This window comes from Pseudonocardia sp. GCM10023141 (assembly GCF_042653605.1).
Genome location: NZ_JBHSIR010000056.1, coordinates 17,603 through 43,231 on the forward strand (window position 1 = coordinate 17,603; position 25,629 = coordinate 43,231).

At 71.0% G+C, this 25,629-nt stretch carries 26 protein-coding genes, 4 tRNA genes and 1 pseudogene; 15 read left to right on the forward strand and 16 right to left on the reverse strand.

Annotated elements, in window-relative coordinates; translation table 11 throughout:
- Positions 1-3 precede the first annotated feature (3 nt).
- Positions 4-1,020, reverse strand: a complete 1,017-nt coding sequence (locus tag ACFPFQ_RS31910; protein ID WP_379625539.1) for a DUF7064 domain-containing protein — start codon at positions 1,018-1,020, stop codon at positions 4-6.
- 194 nt (positions 1,021-1,214) lie between these two features.
- Between ACFPFQ_RS31910 and ACFPFQ_RS31915 the strand changes: the two genes are divergently transcribed.
- The 8 genes from ACFPFQ_RS31915 (at position 1,215) to ACFPFQ_RS31950 (ending at position 9,431) form a co-directional block, all read left to right on the forward strand.
- A complete protein-coding gene (locus ACFPFQ_RS31915; RefSeq protein ID WP_379625541.1) occupies positions 1,215-1,505 on the forward strand; it encodes a EutN/CcmL family microcompartment protein in 291 nt (96 codons plus the stop codon).
- An 88-nt stretch (positions 1,506-1,593) separates the two neighbouring features.
- Positions 1,594-1,917, forward strand: coding sequence for a BMC domain-containing protein (locus tag ACFPFQ_RS31920; protein WP_379625543.1), 324 nt, complete (start codon positions 1,594-1,596; stop codon positions 1,915-1,917).
- Between the two features lie 53 nt (positions 1,918-1,970).
- A complete protein-coding gene (locus ACFPFQ_RS31925; RefSeq protein WP_379625545.1) occupies positions 1,971-3,359 on the forward strand; it encodes an aldehyde dehydrogenase family protein in 1,389 nt (462 codons plus the stop codon).
- Positions 3,356-4,192: an ethanolamine utilization protein EutJ gene (gene eutJ / locus ACFPFQ_RS31930; RefSeq protein WP_379625547.1), complete on the forward strand. Its 837-nt coding sequence runs from the start codon at positions 3,356-3,358 to the stop codon at positions 4,190-4,192. Before ACFPFQ_RS31925 ends, eutJ begins: the two co-directional genes overlap by 4 nt.
- Positions 4,189-4,818 carry a BMC domain-containing protein gene (locus ACFPFQ_RS31935; RefSeq protein WP_379625549.1) on the forward strand — a complete coding sequence of 210 codons (630 nt, stop codon included), beginning with the start codon at positions 4,189-4,191 and terminating at the stop codon, positions 4,816-4,818. Before eutJ ends, ACFPFQ_RS31935 begins: the two co-directional genes overlap by 4 nt.
- Entirely contained in the window at positions 4,815-6,134 is a 1,320-nt protein-coding gene (locus ACFPFQ_RS31940) for a malate dehydrogenase (protein ID WP_379625551.1), read from the forward strand. The genes ACFPFQ_RS31935 and ACFPFQ_RS31940 overlap by 4 nt, the downstream gene beginning before the upstream one ends.
- Before the next feature lie 10 nt (positions 6,135-6,144).
- Positions 6,145-7,179, forward strand: a complete 1,035-nt coding sequence (locus tag ACFPFQ_RS31945) for an alcohol dehydrogenase catalytic domain-containing protein (RefSeq protein ID WP_379625553.1) — start codon at positions 6,145-6,147, stop codon at positions 7,177-7,179.
- A gap of 23 nt (positions 7,180-7,202) precedes the next feature.
- Complete coding sequence (locus tag ACFPFQ_RS31950) at positions 7,203-9,431, forward strand: helix-turn-helix domain-containing protein (protein WP_379625555.1); 2,229 nt, start codon at positions 7,203-7,205, stop codon at positions 9,429-9,431.
- A 10-nt stretch (positions 9,432-9,441) separates the two neighbouring features.
- On the opposite strand, the gene ACFPFQ_RS31955 is transcribed toward ACFPFQ_RS31950, so the two are convergent.
- The 11 genes and pseudogenes from ACFPFQ_RS31955 to ACFPFQ_RS32005 form a co-directional block, all read right to left on the reverse strand.
- A complete protein-coding gene (locus tag ACFPFQ_RS31955; protein WP_379625557.1) occupies positions 9,442-9,747 on the reverse strand; it encodes a BMC domain-containing protein in 306 nt (101 codons plus the stop codon).
- A 706-nt stretch (positions 9,748-10,453) separates the two neighbouring features.
- A complete protein-coding gene (locus tag ACFPFQ_RS31960) occupies positions 10,454-11,041 on the reverse strand; it encodes a helix-turn-helix domain-containing protein (RefSeq protein ID WP_379625559.1) in 588 nt (195 codons plus the stop codon).
- 203 nt (positions 11,042-11,244) lie between these two features.
- Entirely contained in the window at positions 11,245-11,442 is a 198-nt protein-coding gene (locus ACFPFQ_RS31965; RefSeq protein ID WP_379625560.1) for a transposase, read from the reverse strand.
- A gap of 26 nt (positions 11,443-11,468) precedes the next feature.
- A pseudogene (locus ACFPFQ_RS31970) lies at positions 11,469-11,827 on the reverse strand (aminotransferase class III-fold pyridoxal phosphate-dependent enzyme); the annotation flags it as partial.
- A complete protein-coding gene (locus tag ACFPFQ_RS31975; RefSeq protein ID WP_379625562.1) occupies positions 11,824-12,822 on the reverse strand; it encodes a biotin-dependent carboxyltransferase family protein in 999 nt (332 codons plus the stop codon). The gene ACFPFQ_RS31975 and the pseudogene ACFPFQ_RS31970, both read right to left, overlap by 4 nt.
- Positions 12,819-12,989 (reverse strand): hypothetical protein, encoded by a 171-nt coding sequence (locus ACFPFQ_RS31980; RefSeq protein ID WP_379625564.1) that lies wholly within the window; start codon positions 12,987-12,989, stop codon positions 12,819-12,821. Before ACFPFQ_RS31980 ends, ACFPFQ_RS31975 begins: the two co-directional genes overlap by 4 nt.
- Positions 12,990-13,008: 19 nt before the next feature.
- Positions 13,009-13,737, reverse strand: a complete 729-nt coding sequence (locus tag ACFPFQ_RS31985) for a hypothetical protein (RefSeq protein WP_379625566.1) — start codon at positions 13,735-13,737, stop codon at positions 13,009-13,011.
- 272 nt (positions 13,738-14,009) lie between these two features.
- Positions 14,010-14,081 (reverse strand) — tRNA-Val (locus ACFPFQ_RS31990).
- Positions 14,082-14,102: 21 nt separating this feature from the next.
- Positions 14,103-14,516 carry a TIGR02611 family protein gene (locus ACFPFQ_RS31995; RefSeq protein ID WP_379625946.1) on the reverse strand — a complete coding sequence of 138 codons (414 nt, stop codon included), beginning with the start codon at positions 14,514-14,516 and terminating at the stop codon, positions 14,103-14,105.
- Entirely contained in the window at positions 14,513-15,301 is a 789-nt protein-coding gene (locus ACFPFQ_RS32000; RefSeq protein WP_379625568.1) for an anti-sigma factor, read from the reverse strand. Before ACFPFQ_RS32000 ends, ACFPFQ_RS31995 begins: the two co-directional genes overlap by 4 nt.
- Positions 15,302-15,330: 29 nt before the next feature.
- Positions 15,331-16,005 (reverse strand): RNA polymerase sigma factor, encoded by a 675-nt coding sequence (locus tag ACFPFQ_RS32005; protein ID WP_379625570.1) that lies wholly within the window; start codon positions 16,003-16,005, stop codon positions 15,331-15,333.
- 215 nt (positions 16,006-16,220) lie between these two features.
- Here ACFPFQ_RS32005 and ACFPFQ_RS32010 point away from each other — a divergent pair, with 215 nt between their 5' ends.
- From ACFPFQ_RS32010 to ACFPFQ_RS32025, 4 genes are all read left to right on the forward strand, one after another.
- Positions 16,221-16,649 carry an SsgA family sporulation/cell division regulator gene (locus tag ACFPFQ_RS32010; protein WP_379625572.1) on the forward strand — a complete coding sequence of 143 codons (429 nt, stop codon included), beginning with the start codon at positions 16,221-16,223 and terminating at the stop codon, positions 16,647-16,649.
- A 104-nt stretch (positions 16,650-16,753) separates the two neighbouring features.
- Positions 16,754-16,826, forward strand: a tRNA-Gly gene (locus tag ACFPFQ_RS32015).
- 75 nt (positions 16,827-16,901) lie between these two features.
- Positions 16,902-16,973 (forward strand) — tRNA-Cys (locus ACFPFQ_RS32020).
- 1 nt (position 16,974) lies between these two features.
- Positions 16,975-17,049, forward strand: a tRNA-Val gene (locus ACFPFQ_RS32025).
- On the opposite strand, the gene ACFPFQ_RS32030 is transcribed toward ACFPFQ_RS32025, so the two are convergent.
- On the reverse strand, positions 17,020-17,559 hold the full coding sequence (locus ACFPFQ_RS32030) for a site-specific integrase (protein ID WP_379625574.1): 540 nt from the start codon (positions 17,557-17,559) through the stop codon (positions 17,020-17,022). The genes ACFPFQ_RS32025 and ACFPFQ_RS32030 overlap by 30 nt on opposite strands.
- Positions 17,560-17,642: 83 nt before the next feature.
- Between ACFPFQ_RS32030 and ACFPFQ_RS32035 the strand changes: the two genes are divergently transcribed.
- On the forward strand, positions 17,643-18,128 hold the full coding sequence (locus tag ACFPFQ_RS32035) for a hypothetical protein (protein WP_379625576.1): 486 nt from the start codon (positions 17,643-17,645) through the stop codon (positions 18,126-18,128).
- 38 nt (positions 18,129-18,166) lie between these two features.
- On the opposite strand, the gene ACFPFQ_RS32040 is transcribed toward ACFPFQ_RS32035, so the two are convergent.
- The gene (locus ACFPFQ_RS32040; protein WP_379625578.1) at positions 18,167-18,841 is read right to left on the reverse strand and encodes a response regulator; all 675 of its coding nucleotides are present in this window, start codon (positions 18,839-18,841) and stop codon (positions 18,167-18,169) included.
- A complete protein-coding gene (locus tag ACFPFQ_RS32045; protein ID WP_379625580.1) occupies positions 18,838-20,766 on the reverse strand; it encodes a sensor histidine kinase in 1,929 nt (642 codons plus the stop codon). Before ACFPFQ_RS32045 ends, ACFPFQ_RS32040 begins: the two co-directional genes overlap by 4 nt.
- A 183-nt stretch (positions 20,767-20,949) precedes the next feature.
- Between ACFPFQ_RS32045 and ACFPFQ_RS32050 the strand changes: the two genes are divergently transcribed.
- Both ACFPFQ_RS32050 and ACFPFQ_RS32055 read left to right on the forward strand, forming a co-directional pair.
- Positions 20,950-21,666 carry a hypothetical protein gene (locus ACFPFQ_RS32050; RefSeq protein ID WP_379625582.1) on the forward strand — a complete coding sequence of 239 codons (717 nt, stop codon included), beginning with the start codon at positions 20,950-20,952 and terminating at the stop codon, positions 21,664-21,666.
- A gap of 246 nt (positions 21,667-21,912) precedes the next feature.
- Complete coding sequence (locus ACFPFQ_RS32055; RefSeq protein ID WP_379625584.1) at positions 21,913-22,917, forward strand: quinone oxidoreductase family protein; 1,005 nt, start codon at positions 21,913-21,915, stop codon at positions 22,915-22,917.
- Between the two features lie 29 nt (positions 22,918-22,946).
- On the opposite strand, the gene ACFPFQ_RS32060 is transcribed toward ACFPFQ_RS32055, so the two are convergent.
- The gene (locus ACFPFQ_RS32060) at positions 22,947-25,556 is read right to left on the reverse strand and encodes a helix-turn-helix transcriptional regulator (RefSeq protein WP_379625586.1); all 2,610 of its coding nucleotides are present in this window, start codon (positions 25,554-25,556) and stop codon (positions 22,947-22,949) included.
- Positions 25,557-25,629: the final 73 nt, after the last annotated feature.

Genomic DNA, 25,629 nt, shown 5'->3' on the forward strand with positions numbered 1-25,629 from the left:
CGGTCACGCGCCCGGAGCGCGCAGCCGGTGATGGACCGCTCCGAGCTCACCCATCCCGACGAAGTCCATGCACTCGCCGAAGCCGACCTGTCCGGAGCCTGTCGGGCCGGTGACGGTCCAGCGCAGCAAGCTGTTGTGGCCGACGACGCCCGGCTGGGACTGCCACGGGAACGTGGTGAGCGCGGCACCCTCGAAGCTCCAGTCCCGGTCGGCGATGTCGGTGACTGCGAGGCGGATCGTCTCCGGGTAGAAGCCGGTGCGTGCGGTCGTGCCACTGCCCGCCTTCAGGCCGTAGACCTTGCCGTGGTCCAGCACGTAGCCGTGCGTCATCGACAGCTGCGAAGGCGCGTCGGGGCCGTTCTCGGTGGTGAAGTCGAACAGCGCGTGGACGGCGAGGTCGGGGGAGAAGTGGGCGTGCATCCAGCTCAGGCGCGACGTCTGGCGCTCGGCGCGCACTCCCCAGCTGTGGTCCATGGTCGAGACGCAGTCGATGGGGGTGGTCGTTCCACGCAGGCTGATCTCGCCCTCGAACTGGGCGGTGAGGTCGAAGTGCCCTGCGTAGGCGTGGCCCCAGGTCTTGCTCATGTCGCGCTCGGCCGCCATCGGATCCTGAGCCGGATCGTTGATGTCGTACGGCTCCATGAGCGCGGTGCAGCGGAAGCGCAGCTCCAGCTCGGCCGCCCTGTCGGTGTAGGCGACATCCCAGACCTTGTTGGGCTCGGAGCACACGACCTTCAGGCCGTTGGCCAGCTCGTAGTCGAGCAGGTTGGACGGCTGCGGGATCACCAGGTGCTCCCACGCGTCCCAGTAGTCCGCCGCCCAGGGCATCGTCACCCGGCGGCTGTTGACCGACACCGTCGAACCCACGACTCCCAGCGGCTCGCGGAACAGCCCGTAAATGCCGATGTTGATCGGTGCATCCGTGTGCTGGCCTGCGTAGAGACCGAAGTAGTTGGTCTCTGACCACAGCGGGTCGTCGCTGGTGGGGGTGTGAAACTGCGCGTCCTCGGGACGGATCACCGGTGAACCTCCTCAGGGCCAAGTACGTGGCCGCGCTGGTGCCGAGTGTCCCCCACGATGCCGGTCGCGGCGCGGAGCGAACCAGTGCGCCGACAGACAACGGAGCCGGGTGTTGTTGTCCGGTCGGGATAAGGCAGGGGTCCGAACGCGCGACCTACTGTCCGTTCTCATCGACCGATGGAGGTGGCCCGGGCATGCAGCTGGCCAAGGTGCTGGGGCAGGTCGTCGCGACGGCCAAGGAGCCCGGGCTCGAGCGGTTCAGTCTCCTTCTCGTTCAGGACGCAGCCGGCGCCGACCCCGAGCAGACCCGTGGCCCGGCCTACGTGGCCGTGGACGTCGTCGGCGCGGGTGTCGGCGAGATCGTCCTCGTCGCGTCGGGGGGTGCCGCGCGGGTCGCCGCCGGGGCCGACACCCCGACCGATCGAGCGGTGGTGGCGATCGCCGACACCGTGATCAGGGGTGGCGCTGTGAGCTACCGGAAGTGAGGCAGCCGTGACAGAGGCTCTCCCCGTATCACCCCCCGATCCGAACACGGATCCAACGACCGACCCGAACACTGACACGGAGGACACGATGGCTGCGACAACCGGGGCACCGGGAGTGCCGGCACCACGCGGCGCGCTCGGCCTGATCGAGACCAAGGGCCTGGTCGGAGCGATCGAGGCTGCTGATGCGATGGTCAAGGCTGCGAACGTCCAGATCGTCGGGCACCGAGAGATCGGCGGCGGGCTGGTGACGGTCATGGTGCGCGGCGACGTTGGCGCGGTGAAAGCGGCGACGGACGCAGGCGCCGTGGCCGCGGGCAAGGCCGGTGAGGTCGTGTCCGTGCACGTCATCCCGCGACCGCACGACGAGACCGAGGGCATCCTCGCCGTCCTGACCCGACCCAAGGGCTGACGGGACGGCGCCACTGCGCGTCCCGTGTCGCTGCGATCGCTGAGGTGTGCTGAATGACTGCATCATGGGACGCCGACCTCGCCGGCCTCGCCGACGTGCGGGCCAAGGCCCGCGCCGCCCGTGAGGCGTTCGTGGCGATGGAAGGCGTCGATCAGGAGACGCTGGACCGCTACGTCCGCGCGATGGCCTTGGCGGGTACGAAGGCCGCCGAGGAGCTCGCACGGCTGGCGGTCGACGAGACCGGCTACGGCGTCCACGAGCACAAGATCTACAAGAACCGCTACAACACCGGATTCGTCGCGAAATGGATGCTGGCCCGCCGCGTGATCGGCGTGCTCTGGGTCGACGATGCGGCGAGGGTGACGGCCGTGGGCAGTCCGATGGGGGTGATCGCAGGCATCATCCCGGTCACCAACCCCACCTCTACCACCCTGTTCAAGAGCCTCGCCGCGGTGAAGTCGGGCAACGCGATCGTCCATGCCCCACATCCCCGGGCGGCCCGATGCACGCTGCGGGCAGCGCAGATCATGGCCGAGGCGGCCGTGGACGCCGGGGCACCGGAGGGCCTGATCTCCTGCCTGGAGAATCCCACCCTGCCCGCCACACAAGAGCTGATGCGCCGCCCCGAGATCGCGCTCGTCATGGCGACCGGCGGTCCCGGCATGGTCCGGGCGGCGTACTCCAGCGGCAAACCGACGATCGCGGTCGGTGCGGGCAATGTCCCGGCCTACGTCGGGGCGAGTGTTCCCGACGCGGCCGAGGCCGCCGAAATGATCATCACGTCGAAGTCGTTCGACAACGGCACAGCCTGCGTTGCCGAGCAGTCGGTAATCGTCGTGGAGGCGGTCGCTGACGCGTTCCTGGCCGCGTTCGAGGCCCGTGGGGCGCATTTCATGGACAAGGCGCAGCAGGACGCGCTGGTCAAGGTGTTGTTCGACGATCGGGGCGCGCTCCGTCCCGAGGCCGTTGGGCAGACCGCGGTGCGGCTCGCTGAACTCTCGGGGTTCACCGTCGCAGCGTCGACGCGGGTGCTTGCCGCCGAACTGGACAAGGTCGGGGCCGATACGCCGCTGTCGCGGGAGATCCTGGGACCGGTCCTCTCGGTCTACCGGGTGCGCGACGCAGCGGCTGGCTGGAAGCGTTGCCGAGAGGTCCTCGCGCTCGACGGCGAGGGCCACACGGCAGCGATCCACGCGGCCGACCCCGAGGAGATCGCGCCGTTCGGAGCGCTGCCTGCCGGCCGGATCGTCATCAACACACCGGCCCTGTTCGGCGGCATGGGCTTCTCCACGGAGGTCGATCCGTCGTTCCAGCTCGGGACCGGCACCTGGAGCGGCTCCATCTGCTCTGACAACGTCACGCCACTGCACCTGATCAACATCAAGCGCATCGCGCACGAGGTCCGGCCGTGGCGCACGGTCTATGACCCGGTGGAGCTGTGACCGCCGTGGTTGGGGCCGGGGTTGACGCGCTGCTCGGCGACGCGGCACTGGTCGCAGCGGGATCCAGGCAGGTCGGCGCGGTCACCGGACGGCTGCGCGTCGGCGTCGATCTCGGCACCGCCACGTGCGTGCTGGTCGTGCTGGAGGTCGACGACGGCGGCGTGGAACGGCCCGTCCGGGTCGCGGCCCACCCGTCGGGAGCGCTGCGGGACGGGGTCGTCGTCGACTTCGCGAAGGCCACCGCCACCGTCCGGATGCTCAAAGCGGCCGCCGAGGAAGCCCTTGGCATCGAACTGATCGGGGCGGCCACCGCGTACCCGCCGTGCATCCCCGTGCGTGATGCGCGCGCCTGCACCTACGTCTGCGAGTCGGCAGGATTCAGCGACGTCACGCTCGTCGACGAGGTCAGCGCGGCGCAGGCGACTCTCGGCGTCACCGACGGGGTCGTCGTGGACGTCGGCGGTGGCTCGACCGGAGTCGGGGTCTTCCGTGACGGCGTGCTCACTCGCCTGGACGACCGGCCCGGCGGTGGCCACCATCTGGACCTGATGGTGGCGGGTGCGCTGGGGATCGCGCTGGAGGCGGCCGAGCCCTACAAACGGGCTCATCCCCGAGAAGCCTTCCCAATACTGGTTCCCGGGCTGCAACGCATCGCCGAGAACGTTCGCGCGCTCACCGTGGGCGACGAGGACCTGCCGCTGCACCTCGCCGGGGGCGCCCTGATGATCACCGGAGCCGGCGACGTGCTGGCCGACTACCTGGAGCGCACCGTTGTGACCTACCCGCACGCCCTACTCATCACCCCGGTCGGGATCGCACGGTGCGCACCATGACCGCGCCGACACTGCGCACCTACGCCTTCGTCGACCGGATGCAGCCGCAGTGTGCGGCCCACATCGCCGCGACCAGTCCCGGCGACGTGCCGCTGGCCGGGATGGCCGAGCTCTACATCGAGATGGCGCCGGGCAACGAGGTGTTCCGAGCCGCCGACATCGCGCTGAAGGCCGCGGGCGTTCGACCCGCACTGCAGATCATCGAGCGCGAGTTCGGCCTCCTGGAGATCCACTCCGAGCAGCAGGCGGAGGTACTCGCGTCCGGCCAGGCCGTGCTCGACGCGATGGGCCTGACCGAGGCCGACCGCATCAAGCCGGTGATCGCCTCGACCCAGTTCATCACCAACGTGCATCCCTACCAGGCGCAGCTGCTCAACAAGTGGCGCAAGGGCTCGATGATGATGCCAGGCCAGAGCCTGTTCGTGATGGAGGTGGCGCCCGCCGCCTACATCGCCGTCGCCGCGAACGAGGCTGAGAAGGCCGCCAACATCACCGTCATCGAACTGCGCGCTGTCGGCCGGTTCGGCCGGATGTTCCTGTCCGGCACCGAGGCCGAGGTCCAGAGCGCACGCGACGCTGCCGTCGCCGCCCTGGAAGGAATGCACGGGCGGGAGGACCGGCGATGACCGTCTGGGGTGCCGACGCCGTCGACGCCGTCGACGCCGTTCTGCACATCGGGGTCAAGGACATCGTCACGCCGCTGGCACGCGAACGAGCCCGCGAACGTGGGGTGGCGATCGTCGTCGGGTCAGCGCTGCCCTCCGCAGGTGCGTCACGGCAGAGCGCTCCGTCGCTTCCTCCTGGGCGGGCCCCGATCTCGGCGGCCCCGTCGCCGGGGGCGCGGGGCTCGGCAGCGGCAGCGCCTGATCAGTCGGCGATCGCCTCCGCGCTCGCCGGGCTGCTTGGCAGCCCACCGCGTCCGGTGTCACCGCCATCGGGAGCCTTGTTTCGCCGGGGTGCCCCCCTTCCCCGGGAGCGCCTCTCCGCTGTCACGGCAACCGGACGGGTCACCGTCGTCGGGGCCGGGCACGTCGGCATGATCACCGCGATGCGCTTGGCCGACGCCGACGTCTTCGACGAGGTCGTACTCGTCGATATCGACGAGGGTCGGGCGGCGGGCATCGCGTTGGACCTGACCCACACCGCCGCGCTGAGCGGCTTCGCCACCCGCGTTCGTGGTGTCGGTACCGTCGAGGCGGCCGGTCCGGCCGACTACGTCGTGATCACAGCGGGCAAGGCACGTCAACCCGGCATGAGCCGTGCCGACCTGATCAGCACCAACGCCGCCATTGTCGGCGACGTCGCCCGGCGGATTGCGGCCACCTCCCCGCACGCCGTGATCGTGGTCGTCACCAACCCGCTCGACGAGATGACACAACACGCCTGGACGTCGTCAGGGTTCCCGGCTGAGCGAGTCGTCGGGATGGCCGGGGTGCTCGACACCGCCCGCTTCCAGGCACTCGCGTCGCTCACGGGTGCAGCGCGCGCCGACCGGATCACTGCGTGGGCACTGGGCAGCCACGGCGAGGAGATGGTCATCCCGCTCTCCCGGGCATCGGCAGGTGACCGGCTGCTCGGCGCTCTCGTCCCCGCCGCCGAGCTCGACGCCGTTGTCGACCGGGCTCGGGGGTCGGGCGGCGAGGTCGTCGGACTGCTCAGGACGGGCAGCGCCTTCCTGGCTCCCGGTATGTCGGCCGCTCGGATGGTGCTGGCCATGGCGGCCGACTCCGGTGAGGTCATGCCCGCAGCCGTCCTCGCCGATGGCAGCTATGGCATCCGCGACGTCTACGTGGGTCTGCCTGCCCGGCTCGGGCGCAGTGGGGTCCGGGAGGTCGTCGAGATCGAGCTGACCGGTGTGGAGCTCGCTGCGCTTCGCGAGGCGGCCGATCGGATCCGGGAACGCCTGGCGGCGTTGCCCACGCTGGTCGGCAGCTCACCGTGAGGGCCGCATTGTGAAGGCTGTGCTGTACGTGGGCGACGGACAGGTGCGGGTCGAGTCGGTCGTGGACCCGGCCATCGAGGCACCCGCCGACGCGCTGGTCGCCGTCCGCCGCGCGGCCGTCTGCGGCACTGACCTGCATCTGGTCGCCCACCCCGAGCATTTGCCCCGCGGTGCGGTTCTGGGCCACGAGTTCGCGGGAGAAGTCGTCGCGGTGGGGCCGGGCGTGCAGAGTCACCGGGTCGGCGACATCGTTGTGGGCGCCGACTTCACAGCGTGTGGGCACTGCTGGTGGTGTCGCCGCGGAGATCACTGGGAGTGCGAGCAGCGCCGGTTCTTCGGTACCGGCACGGTGTTCGGGCCGTCGCTGGCCGGCGCACAGGCCGAGCTTGTTCGGGTTCCGTTCGCCGACACGGTGCTGCGCCCGCTGCCACCCGGCGTGGGGCTCGACGCGGCGGTGTTCCTCGGCGACACCCTGGCCACTGCGTACGCCGCCGTGCAGCGCGCGGACCTGCGTCCCGGCGACACCGTCGCCGTCGTCGGGGGTGGCCCGGTCGGGCAGCTGACAAGCCTGGTTGCGCAGGCGTGCGGCGCCGGCGTCGTGGTGTTGGTCGAACCCGTCGCTGCGCGCCGGGATCTGGCGGCAGCCGAGGGAGCTCTCACTGCCGATCCCGACCGCGCTCGCGGGCTGCTGGACGAGCTCACCGACGGACGCGGCGCCGACGCCGTCGTCGACGCGATCGGCGGATCCATCGGGTTGGAGACCGCGTTCGGCCTCGTCCGCAGGCGGGGCACGATCGTGGCGGTCGGCGTGCAGGCCGACCCGGCGTGGCCGTTGCCCGCAGCGCGGGCCTTCGCCGATGAGCTGAGCCTGCGGTTCGCGATAGGGGACCTCATGCGGGACGGGGAGTCGCTGGCCGCGCTCGTGCGCTCTGGTGCCGTCGACCCGACTGTCGTGGCGTCGGAGACGGTGCCGCTTGACGGCGCCCCCGACGCATACCACCGCATGGCCAACCGCCGTACTCTCAAATCGCTGCTCGCGATCTGACCGCGACGGAAGTGGAGCCAACGATGGCATCGGGAGCGCGTGACGTCGCCGTGGCACAGATCGACGTGCCGCCGCCGCGCGCTGCCGCTGCAGCGGGTGCCGTCGAGGCCGTGGCCGAGCTGTTGACGACGCTGCCCGGCGACATCGGTGTCGCCGCAGGCGATTTCGCTGCCCGCACCTCACTGCTCATCGGTACCCCGCTGACGATTGCGGTGTGGACCGATGAGCGCTGGACCTGCATCGCAGGCCCGGGCACCGGGGTGGCGGGACTGCCGACATCGGGGGCCTGCCGCACGGTACCCCACGATCACCACAGCGTCATCGCGGCCGCGGACGGGTGCGTCGCCATCTGCTGGGACCCGTCAGTGACGCTCGAAACAGGGTGGCGACGCCTGCTGCGCCAGGGGTGCGTGTGGTTGTCACTGCTGTCCCAGCGCACGTCGGCGGCGGTCGAGATCGACGCAGCAGCCGTGGAGACCCAGGCGATCGGCGAGGTCGTCCAGCAGCTGCTGGCGGTGCGTGACGTCGACCAGACCCTGCTCACCATCGCGGAACGGACGCTGCGGCTGCTCGATTCCGACATCTGCGGGGTCATGCTCCGCGAAGGCGACGAGGTGCGGATGCAGTCGTGCGTCGGCAACCGTGTGGCGCAGACAGCCCGACTCCGGATGCGGCGCGGCCAGGGCGTCGCGGGCCTGGTGTTCTTGACCGGGGAACCGGCGAAGGTCGACTCCTACCTCGAGGACGAGACGATCAGCCAGGACTTCATGTCACTGGCGCAGAAGGAGGAGACCCGCTCCGCCCTGGCTGTGCCGCTGCGCCTGCGTGGTGAGTTCGTCGGCGTCCTGGAGGTCTGGCGCCGCCGCCGCTCGGTCTTCACCGACCGCGACATCCGGCGCATGGTCACCCTCGCCGACTTCGCCACGATCGCGATCGACAACGCCCGCCTGCACGACGAGCAGGTCGCGTTGGCCGCCGAGACCGAGCGCGCCCGCGATGCCCTGCAGCAGCAGGTCTCTGTGCTCGACCGGTCGTCGACGTTGCAGCAGCAGCTGCTCTCGACCGTGATCGAGGGCGGCGGGCTGCCCGCGATCACGCGCGTCGTCGCCACTGAGCTCGACTGCGAGGTCGGTGTCTACGGTCCCGACGGTGAACTGATCGCCGCACACAGCGGGCCCAGGATGGTCGGCATCCTGCCGACCACGATGGCACCACCGGGAACGTCGAAGCATCGCCAGCGCCAGGTCGAACCGCGCCTGTGGCTGCGACCGGTGTTCGCCGACGGCGACCGCGCGGGCCACGTCGCGCTCGTGCAGGGCGGGCACTCGGCCGAGCTGATGGAAGCCGTCGCTGGCCAGGTCGGCATGGCGTGCTCGCTGGCCCTGCTGCGCGAACGGGCCGCCAGCCGCGTCCGGTCGGAGGTGATCGAGCAGGTCCTGTGGGATCTGCTGCAAGGTCCGGTCGAGCATCGGCTCGCCGCTCGGACCCGAGCCCAGCAGCTCGGCATCACGCTCACGAAGGCGCTGCGGGTGGTGCACGGCCGCATCGAGAACGTCGAGGAGCTCGCGGCCGAAGGGGGCTGGGACACCTCCCAGACCGACCGGGTCCGCCGGGAGGTGCTGCGTACCGTCCGCACCCTCGACGGCAGCCGTGGCCTGGCGCTGTCGAGCCTGCGCGGCGACCTGTTGGTCGCGGTGGCCACCGATCTGGACGCGGCCGCGGTGAAGGACCTGGCGAGCGCCTTCTCCGCCGGGGTCCACAACTCCCGTCCCGGCCTTCGCCTGACCTGGGGGATCAGCCGGGTCCACACCGACGTCACCGAACTGCCGAGCGCGCTGAACGAGGCCCGCACGGCGCTGTCGGCGGCGCGGCGCCTCGGCGGGCAGAACGTCTTCCTCTACGAGGAGCTCGGTATCGTGCGGCTGCTGCTCGGTTCGGGTACCGACCCGGATCTGCAGACGTTCATCGAGGACGTCACGGGCCCGCTCGTCGCCTACGACCGCGAGAACGACGGTGCTCTCATCCGCACGTTGCGGGCGTTCTTCGATGCCGACTGCTCGCAGCGGATCGCTGCGGAGCGGCTCTTCGTGCACCACAAGACGCTGCGCTACCGCCTGGAGCGGATCAAGCAGCTCACCGGTCTCGACCTGAGCCGGCACGAGGACCGGATGCGGGCCGACTTCGCTCTGCGTCTGCTGCAGGTCAACCAGGGGACCAACAGCGACGCTCCCGGCGAGATCGACCTGGGCTGATCGGCTCGGATCAGCCGGTAGGGGTGATGGCCTCGCCGATGACACCCTCGGTCTCGTCGTGCGGCCGCGGGATGACGTGGCTCGTGTAGAGCTCACCCACTGCGAGAGCCGCCGCTCGCCCCGCGGAAACGGCTGCCGTCACTGCGCCGACGTCGCCTCGCACGACGATCGACACCTGCCCGTTGCGCAGTGTGCGATAGCCCTCGATCGCCACGTTCGCGGCCTTGACCATCGCGTCCGCGGCCTCGATCGCCCCGACGAGGCCTTTGGTCTCGATCAGGCCCACAGCACCCACGGCCCGAGCTGCATCCGTCACCGGTGTTCCTCCTGATCAGCCGCCTGCGTCCATCAAGCGTAGGGTCCTGCAAGCGGCATCGTCGCTGTCCGGCACGGACAACGGCTATGCGCGGCGTTGTCCGCGGGGGAGAGGGCCGCGACATGGTGGGCGGACCGTGTCACCTAGAGGTGTGGATGCGTGGGCGAACGCTCCAGGGCCACCATCGCTTGGACGAGCCTCCGCTGCCCGGTGCCAGCGCCCACCCGATCTGGGCGCGCAAGATCCGCCGCACCTGCGCGGCGGTCCGGGCCGGGTTCTCCCGCTTGAGCGAGACCGCCATCTCGATCACCTCGACCGGTAACCGCGGGCTGGACTGGCGCGGAGCGGGGACCAGGGCATCGAACCGCCCCGACGCCACGCCCCGACGCCACGCCCGGATCCACCGGTCCAGGGTGTCGCGAGAGATCCGCCGTCGCCGCCCGGCCGGGGCACGTGCTCGCGGGCGGCGATCTCACGCACCAGCCGGCCGCGGGCCTTGGTCGACAACCCGGGTCGGCCGCATGGCGGATCAACTCGTAGCGGAACAACCCGATCGCCCGAGCCCGCTCCGTCCGCGCCGCCACCTCGTCATCTCTCACCGCCATCGGTGAGCCACCTCCTCGTCGGGTTCGCCGTGCGCGTTGTCAGGACAAGCGGCGATGATCAGCGAGGAAGATCCACCAGCGTCAGGGGCAACTCGTGTTGATCAGCCCTGGCCGGTCCGGGCGGGCCAGCCCGGCGACAGCAAACGCCCCGCCGACACCGCCGAGACGACCTGACAGACCGGCACCTCGACGGAGAACCTGGCCATGAACGCCTTCGCTGCGGCGGACACCGCGGCGACCGCGTCCGCCCACCCGGAACCGGCCGGACCCGGCGACTCCGGATCCGGCGCCAGCGCCCGGCACCACCGGGTGAACACCACCCGCACCGCCTCGACCCGCGCACCGAAACGCCGCAGCCAGTCACGCACCGTCCCGGGCGGCCGGTCCAGCCGCTCGGCGATCCGGCGGTGCCCGACCCCGGCCGTCTCCGCCGCCAGCGCCGCCCCGATCACCGCGCCCGTGGCCGCTCGCCGGACCAGCAACAACACCGGCAACAGCACGTGCGTCGCCCGGCAGCCGGTGCACCGTGATCTCCGCGGCACGACCCGAACACCGCCGTCCGGCCCGCGGACCGTCCGGGCCCGAGCCCGGCCCCACCCGGCGAGCACGCCCGCGCATCCCGGACACGCCAACCGGCCCGATCGCAGGCGTTCCTCGACTGCTGCGGTGTCGGTCTCTTCCGTGAGCATCGCGCCTCCGAGCGCAACCACACGGCCCTCCCGCAGCAGCCGGCCAAGGACGACAGCGGGAGGGCCGCCGTGGCCTACCCCGACCCGAAGATCGTCACGGTGGCGGCGCCGACGAACCCGGTCAACACGACCCGCCCGCCACCATGCAGATCCGCACGCTCAACGGCACCAACCAGGCCCTACGTCGTCATCCTGAGCGGCGGTCAACAAGGGTCGGCGCCGTAGACCTCGTCCCCGGTCAACCACCGCGCCGGGACCCCCGCCTCGAGGGCCTGGGTGATCATGGCCGCGGCCGGTGCAGGTTTGGTCGCGAACGCCACCGGCTCAGGCACTCCCGCTTCAGCCCGCCGCTCGGCGTCGGTGGCCCAGGATTGCGTGAGGTAGAGCTCTCGGTCGATCATGGAGTGCCCGACCCGGCGGGAGTAGTGATGGCGACCTCGACCGACACGGAGCCGGAGTCGGCGAGGAAGACGTGTTCGAGTGGTTCGGGGGTGATCTCGACGAGCAGACGTGCGAGGTCGACGGCGGGGCCGTGGGTGAGGCCACCGAACATGACGTGGCTCATCCGGCTCAGCTGTTCGGTGACAGCAGTGTCGAGGACGGGGTGTCGGTATCCGTGGATCGCGGCCAGGACGACATCCCGTCGACAAGTTCCCGCCCATCGGCCGTCGTGAGGTGCACGCCGCGCGCGGCGACGATCGGTACCGGCGCGACCGTCGCCGGCATCGATGCGTAGGGGTGCCAGACATGCGCCCGGTCCACGGCCAGCAACTCGTCGGTGTTCATGCCCGGTCGAGGTGTCGGGCGTCGAGGACATGCGCGACGTGGTCGTGCAGGGCGGCTGCCTGCGCCAGGTCGACCTCGCGGAACACGACGGTGTCTCGGCCGGGTCTGAGCTGGCCCACCTTCCACAGTGCGGCCTCGGCGATGGTGGCGATGACGGCGAAACCTCCCGATGAGTTGCTCTCCGGTCCCAGGATCGTCAGCACGTCGCCGTAGGCCAGGATGCCGCCGAGCGGGTAGCTGTTGTCCAGCACGTTCGATGGATGCCCGCCGGCGACATCGCCGGTCTCGCGTGCCCACTGGAAGCGGTGAGGGTTGAGCCGGACACCGACGCGGTCGGAGTTGAGGTCGCAGCGCCACATGGTGGTGACGAAGTGCTCGACGTCGGTCTGTGTGAGGAAGTCCGGGTCCGCGTGTGGGCCCATGATCGTTTCGATCTCCCACGTCGTGGTGTAGGTGGGGCGCAGCGAGACCGGCAGCCGCTTGAGCCGTGCGGGTTCGGTCGTGACGGCGACGTCGAGGACGTCGGCGCGCTCGAGCGCCCGCCCGTCGAAGCCGCCGATGCCGGCGACGAGGTGGGTGGCCCGCGATCCGAACGCGTCACGGACCTCGATGCCACCTGCGACGGCCAGGTACAAGCGGTAGCCGGGGCCGCGGATGAGGCCGCTCGCAACGACGTCGCCCTCCTTCACCGGGATCGACTCCCACTGCGACGCTGCCTTGCCGTTGACGGTGAGGCTCGTGTCCGGTCCCGTGATCGCGATGGTGCCGGAGTTCAGGACGTTCGCCTGGAAGCGGCCTTGCGGGATTTCCAGCGCTGCGGCCCCCTGCCGGTTGCCCACGAGCAGGTTCGCGGCGCGGAACGCGAGGTGATCCACGGGCCCGCAGGGGAAGAAGCCGAGAGACTGGCGGCCGAGCCTGCCGGGGTAGTCCTGCACGGTCGTCTGCAGTCCGGGATCGACGATCTCGAGCATCGGCGTCGCTGCCTGAGCGCTCACGGGATCTTGACCAGCTTCTGCGCGGCGCTGCGTGCCGCACGCCGCCGCTCTGCCTCGGCCACGACGGCAGGCTCCGACGCGACGGCGAAGTGATCGGCGACGGCGTACTGACCGGGTTCGATCTCGTAGTCGTAGCGGCCCTCGAAGACCTGCCTGCGCAGCTCCACGAGCTCCGCTTCGGTGATCTCACTGAAGGTGATCCGATCGCCCGGGTGGATCAGGATCGGGTCGACGCGGTGCTCGCGCATCCGGCGGGGAGCGAGGTGGCTGATGGGCGATCTTTGGCGGGCGTATGGCGCCGGCGGCCCCGAGCAGACCCGATCCACCACCGCCGGAGCCGCTGATCTGCAGGCCTGACCAGGAGAAGAACTTGAGCAGGACCGGTAGCGCGATCACGGCGAGGATCAGCACGACGCAGCCGGTCAGCAGGGTGCTGATCCCGCCGGGTTCGTTCGAGCTCGGTGAGGACAGGTAGGCAAAACCGATGTAATAGATGAATGCAGCTGCGGGCTTGTAGACGACGATGGCGATCAGCCAGGCCATCAGGCGGTCGAGCCAGCTGCGGGTCGTTCGCGTCAAGGACCCCGATGCCGCGAGCGGGAGCATGGCGGCCATGACCAGGAGTCCGGCCTGCCGGATCGCCATGAACAACCACTGCGCCAGTGAGGCGACCGCGGCGACGAGGGAGACGAGGAAGACCACGAAGCTGCCGACCCCGGTGTGGTCCTGGGTCAGGAGGTCACGCATCAGCAGCGCGAAGTTGTTCGCCGCGCCGTTGAGCAGTTGCGCGGCGAACGCATCGCCGGCGCGCAAGGCCGACTGCAGCACGACCAGCCCGAGCGCTGAGACGACGGCGAACCGGAGCAACCCGGTCGCGACCATGATCAAGGGCTCGGCCTTGCGCGAGAGGATCAAGCGGCCAAGATCATCAGCACTCGGCTCGGACACGCCACCGTCGCGTTCACCCTCGAGACCTACACCGCCGACATACCCGAGCTCGACCGCACCGCTGCCGAGCAGATCGCCGGCCTCTTCGTCAGCCCCGAGGACGACCAGGCGACGCCGCGCCGCGGCGAACGACCGATGTTTACCGATCCGTTTACCAACCGGGCCCCGCGACGACCCGAACGAGGGCCAGAACGCTAGAAGGCCCCGAGCCTTTGCAGGTCAGGGGCCTTCTGTGCGCGTGGGCGATACTGGGATCGAACCAGTGACCTCTTCGGTGTGAACGAAGCGCTCTCCCCCTGAGCTAATCGCCCGCTGCTGGAGAAGACCTTACATCACCCGAAGAACGGGCTCTGCAACCAGGTCCACCCGTCGAGCCCGATCCAGCCCGCCACCAGGTAGAGCGCGTTGAGCAGGTACAGGCTCGCCAGCACGACCGCTGCGGTGAGGGTGAGCACGGCGAGCTTGACGAGGAGGTTCTGGCGGCCGAGCCACGCGGTCCAGGCGTCATAGCGGCCGCGCGCGAACGTCAGGACGCGCTTCGCCCAGTGGAACTCGGTGGCCAGGATGGCCAGGCCGGCGAAGACGATGAGCCAGCCGGGGCCGGGGTAGGGGATGGCGATGATCCCCAGCGCCACGACGAGTCCGCCGACCACGCCGACGCCGATCCGGTAGGCGAGCAGGAGCCCGGGTCGCGCCTGCAGGCGCGACCGGAATCCCTGGTGCTGCTCCTCGTCGGTCGTGCTCAGACCGCCACCTGTCCCTTGGCCACCACGTCTGTCGGTACGGCAGGGGCGACGCGACCCGGTTCGAGCGAGATCGCGTACGTGCTGAAGCCCCCACCCGATCCTACGGTCCGCAGGCCCTCCGTCGAGCCGGAGACGTCGAAGGCGCCCAGTGGCTGCGGCGACTCACCTGCCCGGATACCCCACAGGACGTAGGTGTGGTCGCCGGCGTTGGCCGCCATGGCCATGGCGACGACCTGGCTGCGGCCACCCGCGACGAGCACGGCCGCGACCGGTGCGCCGCTGGCGTCGGCCAGCACGGCGTGTTCGACGCCGGGCCGGTCGATCTGGGAGACGAGGTCGGTGATGCTCGCCGCCTGCGCGGTGGCGCTGTCGCGCTGCTGCTGCAACTGGATCGTGCGGGCGGTGAGCCCACCGATGGCCAGCACGGCGACCAGCGCCATCGAGGCCCCGACGAGCGTGCCGCGTGACCACCGGGAGCTGCGCTCCATCCGCCGGGGCCGCGAGATCCGGCGCGGTGTGGCCGGCGCGGCCGCATGGCGTGACGGCGCGACCGGGAGCCGCGTCACGGGCTGCTGGGGCGTCTCCGCCACGGCGCTCATGATCGACGCCCGCAGCGATGCGGGCGGCTCGACCTGCTCGATCGCCGCTCCCAACTGCACGAACGTCTCCTCGACGTCCTTCACGACGGCCTGGCAGTCTGCGCACTGCGGAACGTGGCGGGCCACCGCCATCTCCTCGTCGGGCTCGAGCGCGTGCAGCGCCCAGCCGACGGCCTGCTCTGTCATGGAGCAGGGGGTGTCCGATGCCTTGTCCATCACGCCCCTCCTCCGAAGTCTGTGGTGAGATCGCCCAGCAGCGGCCCGAGCGCGCCGCGCAACCGCTGCACCCCGGTGAACATCCTCGATTTGACGGTGCCGAGAGGCACGCCGGTCAGCGCCGCCACCTCGCGCTGCGTGTAGCCGCCGAAGTAGGCCAGCGTCAGTGCCTGCCGCTGTTCGAGCGGCAGCGTCCCGAGCGCGTCGCGCACCTGGCCGGCCACGACGTTGCCCAGCGCGGCCTGGTCGGCGCCCGGGCCCGGCGGTGCGCCCCGTTCGTCGCCCTCCTCGGCCGCCGGCACCGTCCTTCTGCGGATGGCGCTCTCGCGGCGCACCGCGTCGACGGACTTGTGGTGCACGAGTGTCAGCAGCCAGGTGCCGAACGAGCCGCGTTTCACGTCGTAGCGCTGCGGATCGCGCCAGAACGCGAGGAAGACCTCCTGCACGACGTCCTCGGCGAGGCCCTCGTCGGCGCAGATGCGCCGAGCGAGTGAGTACGCCGGACGGCCGTACCGGTCGTAGAGCTCCCCCAATGCCGACTGATCACCGTCCATGATCCGCCGAACGAGTGATTCGTCGGCGGGCTCCTGGGCGCGGACCTGTCGAGCGCCCGTCCGTCCCTGCCTGCTCGGCGAATTGGATGGGTCGGCGACGGCCACCAGCTGGATCCTCACGTCCTGTGTTCGCGCCAGGGGTGGCGTGCGGTTCAGATTAGACCCGAACGGATTCCGTACCTGTCGTCGATCGGACGTGTTGCCCCGCTCCACTGCCCCGTCAGGGTGATGCCGGGCCGCAACCTTGAGTCCGTGTCCCTCGACCCGTCACATCTTCGCGTCACAGTCGTTTTTCCGCATGACGAGCCACGCGGGACCACGAAAGAGGACGCACGATGCGAGACGAGCACACGGTCATCTGCTCACCGGCGGTGTTCGAGCTGATCGCCCCTGATGCGCCGGTCGTGCCCGTCAAGGTCGATCTGACTTACAACAGCCGCGATCCCTACGCGGTGCAGGCTTCGTTCCGGACCGGCAACGGGACGGCTGTCGACTGGGTGTTCGCCCGGGACCTGCTGCACGACGGTCTGATCGCCCCTGCGGGTACCGGTGATGTCCAGGTACAGCCGATGCCGCACAACCCCCACCGAGTGCAGCTGGAGCTGTCCTCGCCGTCCGGTCACGCGGTCTTCACGACGTGTGCCCAGACGCTCGGCGACTTCCTGCACCAGACCTACGTCGCGGTGCCGTCGGAGACCGAGTACGACTGGCTGGACTTCGATGTGGCGCTCTCGGACCTCCTGAACGACCCTGCACGTGACTGAAAGCCCTGGTCCGCGGCCCGCCAGGCGGGCCGGGGGACCCGGTGTAGGACAGCAGGAGAACCTGCGCTAAGGTTCTTCTACAACGCAGCGGAGACGCTGCAAATGCGGACGTAGCGCAGCTGGTAGCGCATCACCTTGCCAAGGTGAGGGTCGCGGGTTCGAATCCCGTCGTCCGCTCGGAGGAACTTCGGGTCCCGTCGGACCTCCCAGTTCGAACTCTCCGGATGCTACAACTGCCGAGGGTTCACGGGCGGCGGAGTGGCCGAGTGGCTTAGGCAAGGGCCTGCAAAGCCCTGTACGCGGGTTCGATTCCCGCCTCCGCCTCGGGTGATTAGCTCAGTGGGAGAGCACTTCCTTGACACGGAAGGGGTCACTGGTTCAATCCCAGTATCGCCCACCAGGTCAGGCCCCGTCCGCATCGCGGACGGGGCCTGCTTTTTTGCCCTGAGTACCTCACTGAGTGACTACCGCCCGGGAAGATGCGGTCCATCGCTGTCGCGCCGTCCTCCAGGACCGGCCGGAGCTGGTGCCGGTAGACCTGCTCCGTCACGGTCGTGCCGCTGTGACCCACGAGCCGAGCGATGAGTTCGATCGGCACCCGGGCATCGGAGAGCAGCGAGACGAAGCTATGGCGTAGCTCACGCGGCGTCCACTCACCTGCCGTGAGGCCGGCGGCCGTGAGCACCCGACGGAATCCGCGACGAACGTTGTGCGAGTCGAGTCGGGTCCCCACCTGCGAGGCGAACACGAGCCCGCCGTCTCGCCATCGCGGTCCTGCAGCCGAGCGAGCGGCGTCCTGCCTGACCCGCTGGCGTTCGAGCCCAGCAATGCACCGGCCAGGCATCGCCAGTGTTCGACGGGACTTCCCTGTCTTGGTGTCGCCGCCTACCCGTACCGATCGCCACACCATGACGTTCGGAGGGATCGGCGGCGTCGCATCCGGATCTCTCGAAACGACGTCCGCGAGACGGACGCCCTGACCGCCTGGGCGCGGTGCAACGGCTGCGCGGCCGGATGGATCACGCCCGGGACAGCTTCGAGCGGGCCCTGAGCACCGCTCTCGCCATCGGTCATCCTCTCGGAGAGGGCGCGGCACGCCTCGGCCTCGGCGAGATCCACGCCTTTCGAGGGAAGTTCGATGTGGCCGCCGAGCACTACGCGACCGCTCAGGAGATCGCCGGTCTCGCCGGCTTCCGCAGTGGGGATCTCGACGCGCAACTCGGCCTTGGCTGGGGCAAACTGAGGCGGGGCTCGCCGGCGGTCGTGGAGTTCAAGCGGGCACTCGACATGGCGCGAGAAGCCGGCGATCACCGGTGCGAGCAAGTGGCGCTGAACGGCCTCGGTCAGGACCACAAGGCGCACGGTCGGCTCGACCTGGCAACCGACACGTTCGAGGCGGCGCTGCGCAGCGGCGACGCACACGGTGATCGACCGGGCGATCTCGAGGGTGCGGCCCCGACCGCCGCCCGTGTTCGGTGAGTCGCATGAACCGCGCTGGCCTCCCTGATGAGGCCTGATCACTCCCGTGCGAGACGCCGCTTCGCTACTCGATCCGCGTGGCCGAGTCCGGCGTCGCGGGCGACGACGGCGGCCTGTGCGCGGTCGGCCAGCCCGAGCTTGCCGAGGATCGTGGAGACGTTGTTGCCGACGGTCTTGACCGTCAGCCCGAGCCTCGCCGCGATGTCCGCGGTCGGGGTGCCTGCGGCGACGAGGTCGAGCACGTCGAGCTCGCGCGGGGTGAGCTGCGGAAAGGGCTGCGGCGGTGGAGCGTCTCGCCCGGAGAGCTTGCCGAGCACGCGCCCGGCGACCTCAGGTGCGAACAGGACCTCGCCGCGCGCGACAGCGTGCACGGCCCGCGCGATGTCCTCTTGCTCGGCACCCTTGAGGAGGTAGCCGCGCGCTCCTGCCTTCATCGCCGTGAACAGCGAGTCGTCGTCGTCATGCATGGTGAGCACGCAGACCGCGACCTCCGGTGCGACACGCGCGAGCTCGCGGGTCGTCCCGAACCCGTCGAGGTCGGGCATGTGCAGGTCGAGCAGCGCGACGTCGGGACGGTGCAGGACGCATTCCCGTACGGCCTCGCGGCCGGTGCTCGCGACGCCGACGACGTCGAACTCCCCGGTCGACTCGAGCAGCGCGACGAGCCCCTTGCGCACGACCGGGTGGTCGTCGGCGACGACGACGCGGATCACGACCCCGCCAACGGCAGGGAGACCAGTACCCGACCACCGCTGCCCGTGGGGCCGGCGACGCAGTGACCGCCCAGTTCGGCGGCACGCTCGCGCATCCCGGTGAGTCCCAGGCCGACCGTCCACTCGCCGTCGGTCGAGCCGTCGTCGAGAACCTCGACCGTGAGCGCGTCGGTACAGGCAAGCCGAACCACGACGGTGCGAGCGTCGGAGTGGCGCGCGGCGTTGGTGAGAGCCTCGGTGGCGATGCGGTAGGCCGCGACCTCGATCGCAGGCGGCAGCAGGGGCGGCTCGTGTGGTGCATCGACACTGGCGTGCAACGGAGCGCCGTCGGTGCGGGTGCGTGTTCGCGCGGCGCGGGCCTGTAGCGCGCCGACGAGGCCGAGCTCGTCGAGTGCGGGCGGTCGCAGGTCGTCGATGATGCGGCGGATCTCGCCGATGGCGACCCGGGTGTCGGCGCGGAGCTCGGCGAGCAGCGCGATGGCCCCCTCCGGTGCGCGGACGGCCAGGTTGGCTGCGGCATCCGCCGTCATGGCCACGCCGGTGAGCAGCGGACCGAGCCCGTCGTGGAGGTCACGGCGCAGGCGATGTCGCTCCTCCTCCCGGGCGTTGACGAGCCGCTCGCGTGACGCTTGCAGGTCATGGGAGAGCAGGGTCGCCTGGACGGCGGTGGCGAGCGGCCCGGCCAACAGGTGCAGTATCCGCTTGTCGCGGGCCGAGAGGCGCTTCTCGCCCGACCGCAGGCCGACGATGAGCCGGCCGTCGTCGATGATCGGGATGCTCGCGGTGGCCGGAACCGGTCGGCCCGACGCCGCAGCGACCTCGTCGCCGACCCGTACCTCGACCCACGGGAGGTGCAGTGACTCGCGGATCTCGTCGAGCGTGCCGGCGAGCCCGACGCCGAGCCGTCCGCCGACGCGCGACGCCACCCGCAGCGGGTCCCTCCGTTCGCCGTAGAGCATCCGGTCGACCGTGCGTTGCAGCAGCGCCCGCAGCGGGAGTGCGGCGAGCGCGACGATCAGCGCCGACGCGACACCGGACAGGACGAGCACGAGCGCTGCGTAGGCGCCCAGAACGAGCGCGGACAGCAGGAAGTAGGCGACCCCGCGCGCGAGGACGAGCCGGATGTCGAGCAGTTGATACCGCAGGATGCCGACGGTGATGGCGATCGGCAGCAGCGGGATGGTGAACAGGACCGCGATCGGGGTGCCGGCGACGAGTGCCCATGGCGTGATCGCCGCGAGGACGACGGCAGCGGCGGCGACCAGCCAGAGGAGCTGCCGGCGCAACCGCTCGTCACCGCGCCGGTACCTGATGGCGAGCGCCGCGACGCCGATGACGACCGACAGTGCCCAGCGCAACTCGCTGGCGGTCCACAGGGGGTCGAGCTCGGCGTAGGACGCCAGCGTCAGGTAGCCGGGTGGCAGCTCCAACACGCTCTCGTCCGACAGGCCGACCTCGACGACGAACAGCGGCGCGGTCAGCGCGACCGTCCACGCCACCGCGCGCCAGCGTGGCGAGGGCAGCCGCCCGTCGGGGAGCAGGAGCAGCGACAGCGGCAGCACGAGCCCGATGTGCCACGGCCACGCCCAGGAGAAGACCGTGACGGCCGAGCGGACGAGCCACAGCGGCGCGTCCTGGTCGTGCAGCACCTGCGCGGTCGGCACGGCGACCGCGCTGAGCAGCTGGAGCACGCCGCCAACGGCATAGAGCCAGCCGACGGGGTGGCGGGGGCGGTGGTAGGCGATGAGCGCGCCGCAGAGCGCGAACCCGAGACCGATCGCGAGGTTGCTGACGACGTAGGTGTCCACGGCCTGCGAGAACGACCAGCCGGATGCGAGAGCGGCCGCGACGGCGCCACCCGCCTCGGCGACGGCGACGGCTGCGAGGCCGATAGCCGATCGCCTGGTCATCGCACTGCCGGGCACGGCGCCTCCTCCCACTCCGGTCGCACCAGGAGTGTGCTCGCGAGAGCGCGGGTGTGTCCCGGGAAATCTTCCCGGGACACCCGGGCACCTGCCCAGGTGACCGGTCGTGCAGCTCTGTCGGCGGGAACGGCGCGCGACGAGCGTGTGCTCGTCACACAGCCGAGCACGAGGAGGAGATCCGCGATGGAGGAGTTCCTGGCGACGACGGGTAAGGCGGTGCACGACGCCGACCGTGCGGCGCGCAGCGCGCCGGTGGCTCGACTCGGCCGGCCCACTGCGGTGGCACTGGCGATCGCGCTGCCGTTGGGGCCGGCGTTGATCGCTGCGTTGCGCGCGATCATGCCGACGTTCTCCGCGGGGACCGCTGCGGAAACGGTGCAGGCCGCCGCCGCCGCATCCGAGCGCCACAGTGCGACCGTGTGGCTCGGGACAGCGGCGGTGCTCGTGCTGCTGCCGGGCGTGCTCGCGGCGGCGAGGCTGACGCGCGCCGCTGCGCCCCGTCTGACGTGGTGGGCAGTCGCGCTGCTCGTGCCGGGCTACACGATGCTCGCGTTCGTCGTCGCCGGTGACGCCGAGGTGTGGTCGGCCAACGAGGCAGGGCTGGGGACACCTGCGGCGGCGCAGTTGCTCGACCATGGCCATCCGGCGATCGCCGTCGCGCTGGCCATCTTCGTCGTCGGTCACGTCGTGGGAACGGTGCTGCTGGGTCTCGCGCTGCTGAAGTCCCGGAAGGTTCCGGCGGTCTTCGCCTGGTTGCTGACCATCTCGCAGCCCCTGCATTTCGTGGCGTTCGTCGTCATCGGCGTGCAGGCGCTCGACGCGACCGCATGGACGTTGACCGCGATCGGCATGGGCGCGGTGGCGTGGGCGCTGCTGCGCGAGGAAACGCCGGCTGCCTGAACTGCGGTTGCTGGCAGCGCGACTCCACCGCGCCAACCTCGTAGCCACCGCGCCGACGTACTGACGTTGGCGCGGAGGCCAATGGGTTGGCGCCGTCGCGGGCGGGCCTCACCGCGCCACCCAGTCGGCCAGGGACACGAGTCGATGCGTGGCCGGATTCCTTTGCAACATGACCAGTCGGCCACTTCTCCGTGCTCGTGGGGCAGAGGAGCCTCGGAGGCGGAAGGTCTTGCTGAGGAGGTTCACGTGCACGCGGTGCGGTTGGCGACGTTCGGTCCGCCGGAGAATCTGGTGTGGACCGAGGTGCCGGACCCGGTGCCCGGCCCCGACGAGGTCGTGATCGCCGTGGAGGCGGCCGGGGTCAACCGGCTCGATGTGCTCTTCCGGTCGGGCGGCTATCACCGTGGAGCGCCGCTGCCCGCGATCCCGGGGGTGGAGGGCGCCGGGACCATCGCCGCGCTGGGTGCGCGGGTCCGCGGTCTGGAGGTCGGGCAGCGGGTACTGGGCTGGGGCGCGACAGGTGCGCCCGGTTTCTACGCGGAGCGGGCCGCCCTCGACGCGGGCTCGGTGGTCATCGTGCCGGACCGGGTCGATCTCGGCGATGCCGCCGGGCTGCCCACGGCGTGGTTGTCGGCGTACTACTGCCTCGTCCGGCTGGGCGTGCTGCAGGCCGGGCAGAGCGTGCTCGTGCCTGCCGCGGCCAGCGGTGTCGGCAGTGCGGCGGTGCAGATCGCGACGGGTCTCGGTGCCAGGGTCCTGGCCACCGCAGGCTCGGCGGCGAAGCGGGAGTGGCTGGCCGGGATCGACGGCGTCGAGGTCCTCGATCCCGGTGCCGGCGGAGTCGCTGCGGCGACGCTCGAACGGACCGACGGCCGTGGCGTCGACGTGGTGCTCGACCTCGTCGGCGGCGCCACGTTCGCGGCCGGCCTGAAGGCCGTCGCCCGCGGTGGACGGGTGGTGGCGCTGGCCAACGTGGAGCTCGCGCCGTCGACGATCGACACCCGGGACTTCTACCCGCGCAACGTCAGCATCCACGGCTTCCAGATCAACGACCTGCGCGACCACGGCTGGGACAGCCGCCCCGATCTCCTCGGCCTGCTCGACGGTGTCGCCACCGGGCGGTTCGCCGTCCCGCGGGACTCGACCTTCGCCTTCGCCGACGCGGCGGACGCCCATCGCCGCCTGGAGTCGCGGCTGGCCATCGGAAAGATCGTCCTGTCCGCCCGCGATACGGCCGACGACCAGCGCTGATGGGAGGGTGAGCGGCTGCTCGCCTCCCGTCAGGGGGCGGGGGAGAGGTTCCCCCGTTCGGCAGCCCAGTGCGCCGCCTCCTGCCGCGTGCTCACCCCGATCTTGCCGAGGATCGCCGAGACGTGGTGGTCGACGGTCTTGACCGAGATGTGGAGGTGCGCGGCGATGGCGGCGTTGCGCTGCCCACCTGCCAGCAGTCGGAGCACCTCGACCTGGCGGTCGGTGAGCAGCGCCGGGTTGTCGCGGGTCGCCCGGCGGGGTTGGCGTGCGGGGTGGCGCAGGCCATGCTCGCGCATGCGCCGGGCCACCAGCTCGGCAGCGGGCCAGGCGCCCAGCTCCCGGAGGCTGTGCAGTGCGGCGATCAAGGCGTCGGGATCGGTGCCCTCGCTGCGCGCCACCGCCTCCTCGTAGGGGCAGCCGAGTTCGTGCCATGCGGTCGCGGCCGCGGCCGGATCGCGACGGATCTGCAGTGCATAGGGCCGGGCCAGGTAGCTCGCCGGTTCGACGGCATCGCCGGTGACCGACAGCCAGTAGCCGAGCTCGCCGGTCGCCCACTCGTGCCGCACGCGCGCGGCCAGCGCGTAGGTGTCGCGCACCAGCGCCGGGATCAGATCCACGGCACCGTCGAGCCACGCCGCCTCGGCGCGCGCTGCGGCAACGGGCCAGAGCCGTTCCAGGTCGTTGATCTGCCCGGCCAGTGTCCACGCCCGGTCCAGCGGTTCCTGGGCCGCGGGATCGCCACGACGCACGCGCAGCCTGCCGAGCACCGTCAGCGCGACGATCTGCGCGGGCACGTGCTGAGCGCGGACCGAGATCACCTCCGAGGCCGCAGCGGTCGCATCGCCCCACCGGCCCTGCTCGAACGCGCACCGGGCGCGCCAGGCGAGCGCGTAGTAGCGCGAGTTGTCCAGATCCCGCTGCTTGCACCAGGTGACGGTCTCGCCGAGCCAGTGCTCGGCCAGCGCGTAGCGGCGGTACTCCGCGGCGCCGGACCCGAGGTTGGCCATCGCCTGGCCCGCCCCGATCACGTCGCCGACCTCGTGGGCGGCCGCCAGACCCTGGGTCAGCAGCTCGGCCGCGCGATCAGGATCGATCCAGAAGTGGGCACTCCCGACGGTGTTGAGGGCGCGTCCGAACGTGCGGACGTCGTGATGGCGCCGCGCGATGTTGATGGCCCGGTCACCCAGCTCGATGGCGCGAGGCGCGTCCCGGGCGAGCATGTGCAGCCTGGCCACCGCGGCGTAGGCGGCGGCGAGGCCGGCACTGGGCGGCAGCGTTTCGAGCAGCGCGACGGAGGCGGCTGCGGTCTCGTGCGCCTCGCTGCCGCGTCCGGACATCCACAGCATGTGCGAGTGCCGGGCCATGACCACGCCCGCTCGTGCCGTGTTGCCGGCCGCCTGCCACAGCTCGATCGATCGGGTGGCCGCGTCGATGGCATCGGCGAGCTCACCGCCCTGCTCGTACATGTCCGACAGGGATTCCCACAGGTCGGCCCGTAGCGCGCGGGGTGCTCCGGCGGCCCAGCGCAGCGCCCGCCCGTAGTGCGCCGCGGCCTCCCGGTGCGCGCCGACCCTCGCCGCCTGCTCGGCGGCGACGGGAGCGAAGCGCAGCACCGCCGTGACCGCGCCTGCCGCGTCGGCGTGGAACGACATGCGGGCGGGGTCGACCCTGTCGAGCGTCTCGAGGTACCCCAGTATCCGGGCGTGCAGCTGCGCGGCGAGGGCGACGGGAACATCGGCGGCCACGGCCCTGCGGGCGAGCTCGTGTCTGAATCGGACGGTACGGAGCTGCAGCACCAACATGCCGGATCGGACGCATTCGTCGAGTTCGGACGGCGCGGCGTCGACGATCGCGTCGAGCAGGTCGACCTCGGCTCCGTCCGGCACCAGCGAGACCGCATCGAGGACGTCGCGGGCCGCCGTGCTCACCCGCGCAGCTCGCGCCAGCACGGCGTCGCGGACCGTGGCGGGCACGTGCGACACACCGGCGCCGAGGACCTCGGTCACGAAGAAGGGATTTCCGCCGGTCACCTCGTGGATGCGGGCGCCGTCCCGGCCGGTCTCCGCGGCCAGTCGGGTGACCGCTGCCTGCGACAGCGGTCCGACGGTCAGGTGCGCGACGGTGCCGGACCCGGCGAGGTCGCCCAGCACGCGGCGCAGGTGGTGTCCGCGGCCCACTTCCTCGCTGCGGTAGGTGACCACGACCAGCGCTGGGAGCGCGGCGATGCGGCGGCCGACGAACTGCAGGAGATCCAGGGTGGCCTCATCGGCCCAGTGCGCGTCCTCGACCACGGTCACCGACGGCCGACCGGAGGGAGTGTCCGAGCCGATCAGATCCAGGAAGCAGGCGAAGGCCGCGTGCCGGTCGCCGTTGTCGATCAGCTGCCGGCGCACGTGGTCGGGACAGGAGCGCGCGATGTCGTGCAGTGGGCCGAGCGCCCGCGGCGTGCTGAGCGCGTCGCAGAAGCCCTGTCGCACGACGGTGTCGGCCGCCAGCGCCGCGCAGAAGGCACGGACCAGAGCCGTCTTGCCGATCCCGGCCTCACCGCTGACGAACACGATGCGACCGCCGCCGTCGACCACTCCGGCATGGATGTCGTGCAACGCGGCGATCTGCGGGGCGCGCTCCAGCAGCTCCACGCGCTGCAGCGTAGCGGCATCGGTGGCCCTCACCCCGGGCTTCCGGTCACGGCGGAAGAAGGGGAACCCCGCC